The sequence below is a fragment of the Cyclonatronum proteinivorum genome (assembly GCF_003353065.1).
Classification (GTDB): domain Bacteria; phylum Bacteroidota; class Rhodothermia; order Balneolales; family Cyclonatronaceae; genus Cyclonatronum; species Cyclonatronum proteinivorum.
Genome location: NZ_CP027806.1, coordinates 2,438,867 through 2,452,717, shown reverse-complemented (window position 1 = coordinate 2,452,717; position 13,851 = coordinate 2,438,867). Strand labels below are relative to the sequence as shown.

Sequence of the window (13,851 nt, the reverse complement as noted above, 5' to 3'; positions counted from 1 at the left end):
ATCTTGAACAGCGGGGCATGGCACACCGAAATCAAAGCCCGAACAATCCTATCTGCTCTGGCACCATATCGAAGTTTAATGTTAGAGATCTCCTGCCGTTTTCTTGCCCCGATATGAATCAACGCCCCGAACAAAACCCAATGGTCATTTGCACCGGCGCGAATTCCCGCGAAGGAGATCCCTCACATGCCGCCATAGTTGGAAGATGGGCAATGTTGTGCAGTATTAAGGGTTTTATGAAAATGTGCTATTGGATGTCTCTTACAGGTCGTATACCGCGTGTTTGAATGGGCTTAGAGATTGGGTTTCATTTATAAAAAAACGTTAGGTTTTCGGTGAAGTCACAGCTAAATCAGAAGGCCTATCGATGTGAGGAAATAGCTGTATCTTGATTATCTGGCCTGTAAGCTGCATTTTTATTCCTGAACGGGGCAAGATTGTTGTCCGTAATAAGCTACTGTGACTAAATAAAGCATGGAAGATTAGAGGAACTGTTGCACTAAATCACCATGTTGACAGGTATTCTGGTTTTGTGTCATTATAGGTATGGGTCATCTTTTGCAAGCGTTTGTACAAGTACTATTTTGCATTCTTTTTATAGGGATGCAGTTATTGGGCGGCGGAGTGCTGTATGCTGCTCAGAGTCAGCAGCTGATTTTTGAAAGGAATCAGTTTTACCAAAGTGCCAGCCTTACGACTGAGCACGGGTTGCCTGCGAACGGTATCAATGACATCATTCAGGATCAACAGGGTTACATTTGGATAGCTACTTTCAACGGTCTGGTACGCTATGACGGTTTGAGTTATAAAGAGTATAACGTGTCTAATGTGGAAGGGTTGAATTCTAACCGCTTTCATGTAGTGATACAGGATCGCAAAGGCAATATCTGGGCCGGTGTGCAGGATAATACGCTTCTGATGATTGCCGGCAATACGTCTTCTGTCTATACGATCCGCATTGACGGAGCCGATGTGAGAGCAGAAGTGACAGCCCTTAGTGAAGGCCCTGACGGTGCAATTTGGATTGGAGCGCATTCAGGGCTTTTCCGGTTTTCAGATGGGCTATTTACCCGAATTGACGCAATACCGCGCCAAACGATAAAGCATATCACGCACAGCGATACCCATACTTACATCGTTCAGCAGGAAAATATTTACCGCGCAAAACACGATGGCAGCGAGGTATCTTTAAGCATGTCATTATCCGGCGGTACGCTGATTGCACCCGGCAACAGCACTGCAGAGATGGCTGTGGAATCTTCCTCTTTTTTTGTTTCCATTGCAGCTGATGAAGATTTTTACTGGCTGCTTACCAATAAAGACCTTTTTAAGGTTCAATCTGCGCGTACACAAATACAGCACAAAATTTCCGGTGCCGCGCTGGGATTTAATAATTTGCTGGGTATAAGCCTGCAGGATGGTCGCATGTTTATGTATGGCTCACATGGCCTTTTTGAGCTCATTTTCCCGGTCGGGGAAAGGGTTGATCAACGTGTGAGAATCCGATCTTTTTCTGATCAGTTTATCAGGAATATGGTTATTGACTATGAAGGCACCTTTTGGCTCGCAACGAGAGCAGGGGGCGTGCTGCGGTTTGTGCCAACCCCGATCAATATTGATTCCGGCTTAGCATCACTTAATCAGACTGCGATAACAAGCATTACAGGTTCGCGGGACGGCGCCGTTTGGTTTGGCACCAATTGTGACGGCTTGTATAGGTATTTTGAAAATGAGCTTAAACAGTTCCGTTACGAATACGGATTCGCTAATTCCTGCATTTGGTCAGTTTATGAGCAGTCAGACGGGACGATCTGGGCCGGAACCTGGTCTGACGGCGTTTACTTTCGTCCTCCGGATGCCCGTATGTTTCAGAAATTTGAAGACTGGGAGCACAGCGATGACAGTATTGTACTTGCGATTTTTGAGGACAGTGCCGGCGTCATTTGGTTTGGTACTTACAGTCAGGGCTTGGTTCGCTGGGATGGTGAAACCGCAGAAATAATCAGGGATATGTCCGGAAATAAGATTGCTGTTGTGAGAGATCTTTTCGAAGATGAACATAACAAGCTTTGGATTGCAACAGACCGAGGTGTTGGCTTTGTACAGGATGGACGTTTTTTAAGTAAGCCGGAACTCGATATTCTGAGTACCAATGCCTTCAGAACTATCGCAAGAGACGCCAACGGTCGTTTTTTATTTGGCAGTAATGGCGGAGGAATGGTCGTGTACAGCCCGGGTCAGGTTCCCCTTGCTGTGACAGCTGAATCCGGGCTGTTAGATGAAAGCATCTCGCAGCTTACTACTGACCACAGGGGAAATATCTGGCTGGGAGGAAACCGAGGGCTTTTCATGATTGACAGCCTGCATGCCGAACGCTTTTTTTCAGGGGAAAGCACAGACCTGCCCATTACACCATTTGGCGTTGCTGAAGGCATGCCCAACCGGGAAACAACGGGCGGATTTTCTCCATCTCTTCATTTATCGGAATCAGGCATTTTGTATATCCCAACCGTTCAGGGCCTGGCCGAAATCCATACGGAGCAGATGAACCTGAACCGAAAACCTCCCAATACCCTGATAGAAGAGATTATAATCGATGGCGTAAGCTTCCTGCCGGACGAAGTTGACGACATCCCTCACAATGTGCAGCAACTTGTTTTCCGGTTCACGGCCCTTAGTTTCATGAATCCGGAATATGTTCGTTTCCAGTATATGGTTAAGGGCTTTCATACCGAATGGCAGGCTGCCGGCAGGCAGCGTGAAGCCGTATTTACTTCTCTGCCTCCCGGCAATTTCACCTTCCGGGTGAGGGCTACAAACAATGCCGGCATCCAAAACGACCAAGATGTCGGGCTGTCTTTTAAAATTACGCCGCCATTTTGGCAAACCTTGTGGTTTTATGGTTTGCTTATTGTTATTTCAGCCGGGGGCGGCCTGGCCTTTACCCGCTATCAGATTAAAGCCGGTATCCGGCGGGAGTACAACCTGCAGCAAACGGTGAAGGAGCAAACCGCTGCCATCACCCGTGAAAAAAAACCGCGTTGAGCAGGCCTTAAAAGCCCTGACTGAAAGCAAGGCCCTTACGGAGCAGCAGGCGCTACGGCTGGAAGAGCTGAATAAACAAAAATCACGCTTTTTTGCAAATATCTCTCATGAATTGCGTACCCCGTTAACCCTCATAAAGGGTCATACCGATTTGGCATTAAGCGGGAAGTATGGCCCGCTTACAAAGTCCTTACAAGCCATGTTTTTTCAGCTTGAAGGGAATATTGGAAGGCTGTCTCTTCAGATTGAGCAGTTGCTGCAGCTATCCCGTATTGAAAGCGGTACAGAGCAGCTGCAAAAAGTGCCGCTGAATATGTATCAGCTTGCCCTGCATCTGAAAAGTATGTTTCTGTCCTGGGCGGATCAAAAGGGGGTCGCACTTATAGTCGAATTGGGCGGTAATGAGGATGCAGCTTGGGTACATGCAGATAAATCCAAAATGGAACAGGTGCTGATAAACCTCATGGCCAATGCAATTAAACATACAGAAAAAGGGGGCAGGGTTACGGTTATCACGCAAGCAGCCGGTAAAGCCCCAGAGAGCAGGGTCGGGTTATGCGTAAAAGATACAGGTAGCGGAATACCGCAGGATAATCTGCCCTTTCTGTTTGATCGTTTTTTTCAGGCTTCGAATGCGCAAAAAGGCGGCGTTGGTCTTGGCCTTGCCGTCGTTAAAGAGTGTGTAGCCCTTCATCAGGGGCAGATAAGTGTTAGCAGTAAACTGGGGGAAGGTTCTGCGTTTCAGGTATTTCTGCCAGCCCTTCAAACAGAAGCTAATCAGCACAATCCCGAATCAAGGCCTGAGACAAAGGAGCCCCCAATCATCCATCCTGCTGTAAAGTCAGTTATGTTTGAAGAACAACAAACAAGGCCCAAATTTTCTCTTAAGTCCGGTAAATCAAACCGGGATGAACTCCCGCTGATTTTAATTGCAGAGGATGAAACCGGACTTCAGGAATATCTTCACGAGCTGCTGATTGAAAGCTACAGGGTTCATCTTGTGAACAACGGTAGGGAAGGTCTTGAAGCTGCAAGGGCACTTATGCCTGATCTGATCATTAGTGATATCATGATGCCCGTTATGGATGGATTTGAATTTTGCCGGAAGCTTCGCAACGACCCGACCGTTAATTTTATTCCGTTTGTAATGCTTACAGCACGTACGGATGAAGAGCATCAGCTCGCAGGTCTGCAAAAGGGGGCTGATGCCTACCTGCCTAAACCGTTTAATGCCGCCCTTTTTATTGAAACCGTGAAGAATCAGATAGATGCCAAAAAAAGACTGTGGGCCAAGTTTGCAAATGATCAAAGCTATCTCGAATCGGCAGGGCTGTCCGAAAAGGATGAGCTTTTTGACAAGTTTGAAAAAATGATAATCAGGCAGCTAAACGATGAGGAGCTTAATATTGCACAGCTATCAGAACAACTGCACGTCAGTCAGCGGCAGCTGCAGCGTAAGATCAAAGACCTGACCGGCCTTACCCCCAAACAATATGTTGTGCAAAAAAGGCTTCAAACCGCACATAAACTGCTGAAAGATAATGCAGGTTCCGTTTCTGAAGTGGCCTATGCCGTAGGCTATGGAAGCCTCTCCCGGTTTAGCAGCGCTTTTAAAAAAGAATTCGGAAAATCCCCGTCCGAAGCCATCGGCTGAACAGTAGTTACCCTCCCTTAAAATTCCGCTTACCCGGCTTTCCTGCGTTTGGTTTGTTGGCGTTAATATCCCCTAAAACAGTAAAAAAACGTGGTTTTTGTCGCTTATAAACAAGCTTGTGTCGCATTATCACAAGCGACCGGTACCGCTTTATGACTACTTTTAAAGTGTTCGACAACGACACCGTTGAGCGCGGCCTGTTTGCACAAAACCTATGGCCGCACTTATGGGTACTTTAAAAATTACGCACCAATGAAAAGACAAACAAACGCACCGATGAAAGGACGGCTGGACCTCACTCTAATTTATAATTCAGGAAGATGCGTTCACCAGCCCATATTGGCGACCAATGTTGTAACAAATTGCTCCGTCAATACTCGCTGCAAATCCGGAGCTAAACATAGTAAAACCACAAAATCAATACAGCTTAACAACTATTGGCTGGCAAAATATACCCTGGCATTAGCTATCCTTATTTGTATAAGCCTGCTTTCGGGTTTTTACGATGCGCAAGCAAATGGAAGTTTTACTCCAAACGAATCTTCAGGCCTGTTAGGTACATCCGTGGAAATCAATGCAGTGCCGTCTGCTGAAGTGCATTCCGAAACACCATCATTATTTTTCCTTGCCGAGAACGGCGTTACGGTCATGTGCCCCGATGCCGAGGTTGGCGAACAGGGCACATTAAGTATTAACGGCACCAATGTCACCTTCACCAAAAGAACCGCACTTCAAATTAACACTACCAATGCCGCCACCACATGCACCAGCGGGATAACCATTATGATAGCATTGTTTCAATTTGCCAATGCCTTCAACGAGGATATCGGCAGCTGGGATGTGAGCAGCGTGACGAATATGTCTCGTATGTTTCAAGATGCCCGTGCCTTCAACCAGGATATTGGAAGCTGGGACGTAAGCAGCGTGACGAATATGTCTGATATGTTTCGAAATGCCCATGCCTTCAATCAGGATATAGGCAACTGGGACGTAAGCAGCGTGACGAGTATGTCTCGTATGTTTGAAGATGCCCATGCCTTCAACGAGGATATCGGCAGCTGGGACGTAAGTAGTGTGACGAGTATGAACAGTATGTTTCGAGATGCCCGTACCTTCAACCAGGATATCGGCAGCTGGGATGTGAGCAGCGTTACGGTTATGCAGGCAATGTTTTTTAACACCGATTTCAACCAGGATATTAGCAGCTGGGATGTAAGTAGTGTGACGAATATGCAAGGAATGTTTAGACTTGCAGGCAATTTCAACCAAGATATTGGAAAATGGGATGTGAGCAGCGTTTCTGAAATGACTCGTATGTTTCAAGACGCCGCCAATTTCAGCCAGGAATTGAACTTATGGTGTGTGGAAAACTTTACTGAGGCACCTTCCTTATTTTCGTCTGGCAGCGGGTTAACTGAAGATAAGCTTCCTGTATGGGGAACCTGCCCTCAGATTAATACAGATTTTTTCCTTGCAGAGAACGGCGTTACGGTCATGTGCCCCGATGCGGGTGTTGGCGCCCAAGGCACATTAACCATTAACGGCACCAATGTTACCTTCACTAAAAGAACCGCTGCTCAAATTAACACTACCAATGCCGCCACCACTTGTACAAGCGGGATTACAAATATGAGGTTATTGTTTTGGGATGACCGTACCTTCAACCAGAATATCGGCAGCTGGGATGTGAGTAGCGTTACTGATATGGTTGGTATGTTTGAAGATGCCCGTGCCTTCAATCAGGATATCGGCAACTGGGACGTAAGCAGCGTGACGGATATGTTTGGAATGTTTATAAATGCCAATGCTTTCAACCAGGATATTGGCAGTTGGGATGTAAGCAGCGTTACCAGAATGCTTTCAATGTTTGCAAGTGCCAATAGCTTCAGAGGGAATCTCCGCTGCTGGGAGGTGCCACAATTTAATTTTGAGCCCCTTAATTTCGGCACATTTAGCAACAAGCCCATCTGGGGTACACGCGGTGATTGCCTGTGGACCGGGGGCACAGATGGCGATCTAAACACAGGCTCCAACTGGCGCGGGAACAGCGTTCCAGCGGCCAATCGTCCGATGATTTTTGATAATGCTTCATTGGTACTAACCCAAAATACGGATTTCAAAAACGAGGTGCGTGTGCGCCGCAGCGGGAGTCTGATTATTGGCTCCGATACGCCGGTTCTTTTTTCCGGCGGTATTACCGGAGATGCGAATGTGGTTTACCAGCGCAAAATAGAGGCCCATTCCCGCTGGATTTCGTTTACCTCCCCGGTAGCCAACAGCACCATAGCCGGCACTGGCGGGCTGTTTAACTCGCTGTGGACCCAAGGATTTCCGGGTTCTGACGATGCGGGCGCCTCCGGGTCTGCGGCCAACGTCTTAATATATAACGAGGCCGGCGGGGGCACTAATGCTGATCGTTTTGTCGCGCCGGCTTCCAACACCATCGAGGCCGGCAGGGGGATACTTTCTGTACGTGTATGAGAGAAAAGACCGGGACGATCCCGCAACGGCGCTGCCATTTCCGCATACCGCGGTTACGCAGGGTAAGCAAAACCCTGCTGCCGACCCTTTCTTGTTCAGCCTTACCTACACGGAAGGAAATGGCGACGGCTGGAACCTGCTCGGCAACCCTTTCGGCGCGTCGATCGACTGGGCGAATCCAAACTGGACTAAAACAGCTGTCGATAATTTCGCCTATCTGTGGAATCCTGCCACCGGCAACTATGAAATCGCAACCGCTGGCGGTACCATTGATGGCGTAGTTGCAGCTGACTTCATCGCTCCTTTCCAGGCGTTTTTTGTGAAGGCCAACGCTTCGAATCCTGAGCTTATCGTTCCACCAACCGCCCGTTCAATCGAATCCGGAAACGGCGATTTGTTCAATCAATCCCCGGCCTCAGTGTTTACGCTGAAGCTGGAAACAGGCGCAAGCGAATCCTTCACCGGCTTTCGGTTTGGCGAAGAATATTCACAGGAGTTCGGCCACAACGATGCCTACTTCCTGTCACCAATGGCGACATCCTTTGCCTACACCTACTCGGTTAAAGGCAATAACCCCACCATGCTGAACTCCCTTCCGACTGATATGGATGAGGCTGTGTCCTTCCCGATTGCGGCGGGCGCATTCGCCGATTATCAGTTCTATGAAGGCGAAGCGACCTTCAGCTGGCCGACCTTTTCGAACATTCCCTCGGGCATGAGCATCACCCTTGCCGAAACGCATACCGGGGCGGTTATCGATCTGCGCGAAGAGCAGTCGTACAGTTTCCAGATGTCAGCAGCCGGACTGATGCAGAAAGGGGCAGAAGTTAAGCAATTCCGTGATCTTCAGGCGGATGGCACCCCTGTAATGAGCCCGATGTTTGCCGGCGAGCGCTTTGTGCTCACCATCGACCCGGGAATCACAACTGACATTCCAACCGATGGTCAGCTGCCAACCGTGTTCGCGCTCCATCAAAACTACCCCAACCCGTTTAACCCCACCACGCAGATTCGCTACGAACTGCCCGAAAGCGCGGAGGTGAGGCTTGATGTGTTCAACATTCAGGGTCAGCGCGTTGCTACGCTGGTGAACGGGCAACAAAACCCGGGCATCCATACCGTTCGATTCAACGGTTCAGCCCTGTCAAGTGGGGTGTACCTGTACCGGCTTCAGGCGGGAACGAAGGTACTCACCCAAAAAATGACGCTCATCAAATAAGCCGTCAATTAAACGTACGCAGCAACTACTGCGCCTGACCTAAAACCCATTTAACCGAAGCCGGCAATATTCCGGCTTCGGTTGTAACAGCTAATTTACCGAACACTCTTTCTTTCAGCCATGAAACTCCTTATATCCGCACTTACCGTCACCCTTTTTCTGCTCTGTGCAGATTTCACCCCAACCGTTGCGCAGGACCGCAGTCAGCAGCTTTGGCAGGACAATGCGCCCGCGCAGCCCATGAACAACCCGGGTCCGCCGCAGCTGCCGGGCGCACCAACCCAAACCCCGATCGGCAGCGGACTTGCACTGCTGCTTGCCGCCGGCGGAGCTTATGCGGTAAAGCGCCTGAAGAAAGAGTGAAAAGCCGGAAGAGAATTCAGGCAACGCTATGCAAATTAGCAGGACCAAAAGAGGTGGTGTGGGCTTTTTAGCACGTTTTGATATAAGAATAAAAAAGCGGTGCAATACGCCGATAACCCTCTAACAACGACTCCGGTGTAAGCAAAAGCCGCTGAACAGCTTATCTTGCGTTCGTTAAGTGCTGTTTTGGATAGGAGCGTATCGCATAAGGTTCGGGATCTGAGATCACTGCCCAATTACCCCTGCTGCCTGTTGAATGCTTATATACAATAGCTTCAGGCCGGTACAGCAGAAAGCTGTGCGGGTCCTGAACTTTACCGCATGATACCGGTCATTTGTGCATTTTGGGCCACAAAAAAAGGGAATATCGAACGCTGTCATCATGGGTGATTTAATCCCTTTGAAATAAATGCACAGAAAAAAATGCAATTAAACGCAGGTGTAATTACGTACAAATACGTTAATGTAAAATTTAAGCAAGTATAAATACGGATTGTAGTATCAATTTTTTGACTGATTTAAGTATTATATATACGTATAAGTATGGGTTTAATTAAATATTTTATTGAATGTTATTTTGGGTATTGATTGGTGTGCTGTGGTGGTTTATTATGTGTGGATAAATAAGCTTGTACTAAAATTATTGATTTAATAAATGAAAAGTATCATTTCACTAAAAGGAGATAGTTTTTATTGAAGTATGCACCTTGTGAAAACACATGGCAATTAGTTTTTGAAGAAAAAATATAAAAAATTATGAGGGTGTTATTTATATTTTTTTTTGTTTTGAGTGTGCAAACTCCGGCATGGTCGCAGCTCAACGAGCTGTTAGTGGGATACCCTGTGGTTCGTTTGTTTCAGAATGGCACTGATTTTAATGGCTCGGATCTGACTTACGCCATTATTGAAGATACCGATGGCACTATTCTTTTCGGTAACGACAATTTAGGTGCCCAACAAATAAACGGAACACATGCCCGTCCGATTTTGTACCCCCGTCGCGGAGTCGCGTCTTCATTTGCCAAAGCACCGACCGGCATCATCTACTCTACCTCGAGCACTGATTTTGGCTACCTCAAGCGTGAGCTGAGCGGCGAATACAGGTTTCAGTCACTTAAAGGGCTTATAGCTGATTCATCCCATGCAGTTCCATTTCTCCATCGCACAACGCCTTCCGGACAGAGCGGCGATATGCTTTTTTTAGGACAGGATCAGGCCTATTTATACCGACAGGCTGAACCTGGAATTTTAAATATTCAGCCTGAGGGTCGTTTTTTTGATACTTTGCAAATTGAAGGAAGTACCTGGGTTACCGATACCGCATCGGGCCTTCATCTGATGGATGAAAGCGGGAACCTTATTCCGGTTTCAACCCCTTTTCCCGCTGCCGAGAACAGAATTTTAAATATGGGAGGGGTGCCCGGTATCTACACCTTGAATCATGAGTTATGGGTGTTAGAAGACGGGCGCAGGTGGCGCAATGCGGGCATTTTCTCGTACTATTCCGATAAAGAGCGCTTCCATATTCTGAGTGCAGGAACCCTTTCTGACGGTTCGGTAATCATGACTTCCCTGAGTGGGGTTCAGATTTTCGATATCAGCGGTACCCTCCTGCATAACTTTAATCAATCCAATATCCTGCCATTCGATATTGCCGGGCAGGCTTATGAAGCTTCGGATGGTACAATTTGGGTTTCAAGTCCGGATGGGCTTGCTGCTATTATGTACAGTTCTCCCCAAAAGCAGTTTATTGAAAAGCAGGGTGTCCCGAACAGTCAAATTTGGTCTGTTGCCGAATGGCAGGGGAATATAATGGTGGGCACGGATTACGGTTTATGGTTGGGAGATCACGAAAGCTTCTCTCAGGTAATCCCGAATATGGTCGTCTTTGATCTTGAGACTACACCTGCTGGCTTGTTCATCGGGACAACCCGTGGGCTGGCTTTGCTTAGTAACAGCATCACCATAGAGCGATTAACCGAAGATGCTTTTATCCGGTCTGTTTTCAGGGATCCGCAGCATCCGAATACCATTTATTTCTATGATTCCCCCAATCAGATTAACCGGCTTGTGTTACAGGAAGACTTGCAAGCTCCACAGATTACGCCCCTGCATTCCTTTTCGTTAAATCCAAAAAGTTTCGCGAAGGTATCAGATTCTGAGTTTTGGATTGGTACGACCAACAGCGGCATTTTCAGGTTCACGGGTGAAGCAGACCAAAACGGCGTCGCCTCCATCAATCAAAAAACGCTTTGGGGCAATAGTATCGGGCTTGCAGAAGATGGCACGGATCAGGTACTGATGTATGAAGGGGAGGTGCTGTTTACCACAGCTAACGGGGTGAAGAGGCTGAATAAGGAGCAGGACGGCCTGGAATTTCATCCCGATTTTGCACTGCCCGGGCTGAACGGGGATGCCCGTATATCTGCCCTTTATCCATTTCAGAATGGCAGCAGCAGTATAATTGCATTCATTCCGCCCGCCCGTTTCCTGCTGCTTGCAAGGAGCAGTGCAGGGGAACCGTTTTCCGTACGAAAGCTGCCCCTATATTCGGGCAACAGACAAGATTATCTCGAACATACCTTCGGGGCTTCGGGCAGGGTGTACAAAGTGATGCAGAGCGGTATCAGCTATCTTGATCCGGCTTTTTTTGATATTGACGTTGCAACTGAACAGGAACTTCGGCTGCAAATTACCCAAATCACATCCCTGCCCGATTCGGTGCTGCATCATGGATGGATAGAAAACATCATTCTGGAAAACCCGCGTATTGGCTGGGAAACCAATGACCTCCGGTTTTCATGGAGCCTGATTTCTTATCTGGCAGCTGAGGGCAATCAGTATCAGTTCCGCCTTTTGGGGGCCGGTGATGAATGGTCGGCATGGTCAAAGGAAACTTTTGCCGATTACCGCAACCTGCGGGAGGGAAGCTATACCTTTGAGGTCCGAGGGCGTAATTTGTCAGGTCAGCTTTCTCCGGTTGCTACCGTTGCTTTCGTCATTGTGCCCCCCTGGTTCAGATCCAACCTGGCTTATTTTTTCTATCTGTTAACCTTTGCTGGCTTTGGTTGGCTTCTTTTTCTGTGGAGAACCCGAAAACTGATGAGGCAGCAAAAGGTACTTGAAAAGCTGGTTAGCGTGCGCACGGATGAAATCGATCAAAAAAACAAACAGCTCGAAAATCTGAACAAGCTTAAATCACGATTGTTCTCCGGCATTAGCCACGAATTTCGTACGCCGCTTACCCTCATTAAAGGGCCTGCTGACCTGCTCAGAATGCATGGAATTAATCTGACGGATGCCGAGCGTCGTTCCTCTGCAAACATGATTATCGCTAATGCAGACCGCCTTTTATTCATGGTCGAAGAGGTGCTGAACCTGTCGAAAATGGAGAGCGGCACCTTTAGCGCACAGGTAGAGGAAGTGGCGTTTGCAAGAATTCTGAGTAAAGCCGTGGGCTGGTATGAACCGCTTGCAGCGCAGAAAAAACTTAAGTTAAGCCTTCATATTGATCCGGCACTTGAAAAAAAGACCGGGTATTTTGATGTTCGGCAGATGGAGCTGCTGCTGTCCAACCTGCTGTCGAATGCTGTAAAATACACAAAAAAGGGCTGCGTAAACGTGAAGCTCACGCCATCCCCCGAAACAGAGGGCGTTATAGAACTCATTATCGAGGATACTGGAATCGGTATCGCGCAAGATGATCTCCCCTTTGTCTTCAACCGTTTCTACCGTAGTTCGGGAGCTATGGGTTTCGGCCCGGGAACCGGCGTAGGCCTGAGCCTGGTGCAGTTTATCGCGGAAATGCATAGCATTGACCTTCAGCTCAGCTCTCAGGCAGGTGCGGGAACAAGGGTGCAGGCGCTGATTCCCGGCACGATTTCCGATATCAAAGGAGAGTACGTGCAGCTTGTTAAGGATGGAAATAAAGATCAGCAGGATTATCTAAACGAGGCTTTGCCCGAAGCAGCACTTGACAGTCTTAGTGCAGAGGAGGAATCTTTACACCGTATGCCGGATGCTGATGTGAATGTTCCTGTGGTAATGGTGGTGGATGATAACCCGGGGATCAGGAGTTTTATCCGAAGTATTCTGGGCATAAATTATCAGATTGCTGAGTGTGTAAACGGCCGCGAAGCCCTCGGGCAGAGCCGAACCCTACTGCCCGATATCATTCTAACGGATGTGATGATGCCCGAACTCGATGGTTTTGCCTTTACCAGGCAGTTGCGGAAATATCCCTAAACCCGGCATATTCCCGTGATTGTGATCACCGCTAAAGGCAGTGAAAGCAGCGAACTCGAAGGACTGGAAGCGGGAGCGAGCGATTATATCACCAAACCTTTTTCCCCTTCTGTGCTAAAAGCAAGGGTGGAAGGACAGCTTGCCCTGCAACGGGAACTCCGGAACTGGTTGCAGCAGCAGTTGAAAAAACAAGCAGGAAAAAAGGTAAAAGACCGCCTGCAACCCGGCTTACAGGCAGTTACAACTAAATCCCCGAAAACAGCCTCAGCTGAAACATCCGCGTTTCTGCACCAAACGGAGCAAATTATCAGAGAGCATATCACAGACCCGGCCTTTAGTGTGGAGCAGCTTGCCGTTCAGCTCAGCATGAGCCGCTCAACCCTGCATCGTAAACTCATGCAGCTTACAACTGAAAATGCGCAGGACATCATGAAGCGGGTGCGCCTTGAAGAGGCCAAAAAACTACTCGAAACAGGAGAGCCTTCCATTACACAGGTAGCTTATGCCGTCGGCTATAACAGCCTATCCTATTTCAGCAGAGCTTTTAAGGAATATTATGGGTGTAAACCGTCCGATTGCATTACCGGTAAATAAGACAGCATAGAGAGAATCGGACGGGAAGAACCTCCCCCTGCATAGGGCTGTGAGGAAAATATCGGACTGTTTGAAAGATGGCGAAAAGCTTTTTGTCAGTTATGGCTGCCTGCAGGCTCTGAGGGGATGTTTATGAGCCCAAAAAAATGAAAAATGCACGATTTAGGCAAAATGTTGCACGCTGAGGGCAAAATGCGGGCGGGTATTGCACGTACCTTTTAGCAGATATGATTGACCGGGAAGAACCTGA

The 13,851-nt window shown here is 48.0% G+C and carries 6 protein-coding genes and 1 pseudogene; all 7 read left to right on the top strand.

From position 1 onward, the window contains the following. The first annotated feature begins 603 nt into the window (after positions 1 to 603). On the top strand, positions 604 to 3,045 hold the full coding sequence (locus CYPRO_RS09490; RefSeq protein WP_164682673.1) for a ligand-binding sensor domain-containing protein: 2,442 nt from the start codon (positions 604 to 606) through the stop codon (positions 3,043 to 3,045). Beyond that, positions 3,026 to 4,699 (top strand): ATP-binding protein, encoded by a 1,674-nt coding sequence (locus CYPRO_RS09485; RefSeq protein ID WP_114984389.1) that lies wholly within the window; start codon positions 3,026 to 3,028, stop codon positions 4,697 to 4,699. Before CYPRO_RS09490 ends, CYPRO_RS09485 begins: the two co-directional genes overlap by 20 nt. Positions 4,700 to 4,951: 252 nt before the next feature. Further along, entirely contained in the window at positions 4,952 to 7,180 is a 2,229-nt protein-coding gene (locus CYPRO_RS09480) for a BspA family leucine-rich repeat surface protein (protein WP_114984388.1), read from the top strand. Continuing rightward, positions 7,173 to 8,399, top strand: a complete 1,227-nt coding sequence (locus tag CYPRO_RS09475) for a T9SS type A sorting domain-containing protein (protein ID WP_164682671.1) — start codon at positions 7,173 to 7,175, stop codon at positions 8,397 to 8,399. Before CYPRO_RS09480 ends, CYPRO_RS09475 begins: the two co-directional genes overlap by 8 nt. Before the next feature lie 120 nt (positions 8,400 to 8,519). Then, a complete protein-coding gene (locus CYPRO_RS09470; protein WP_114984386.1) occupies positions 8,520 to 8,762 on the top strand; it encodes a PID-CTERM protein-sorting domain-containing protein in 243 nt (80 codons plus the stop codon). 756 nt (positions 8,763 to 9,518) lie between these two features. Beyond that, positions 9,519 to 13,127 (top strand): annotated as a pseudogene (locus CYPRO_RS16920) (response regulator); the annotation flags it as partial. After that, the gene (locus CYPRO_RS16915; protein WP_333473006.1) at positions 13,119 to 13,601 is read left to right on the top strand and encodes a helix-turn-helix transcriptional regulator; all 483 of its coding nucleotides are present in this window, start codon (positions 13,119 to 13,121) and stop codon (positions 13,599 to 13,601) included. The pseudogene CYPRO_RS16920 and the gene CYPRO_RS16915, both read left to right, overlap by 9 nt. Positions 13,602 to 13,851 lie beyond the last annotated feature (250 nt).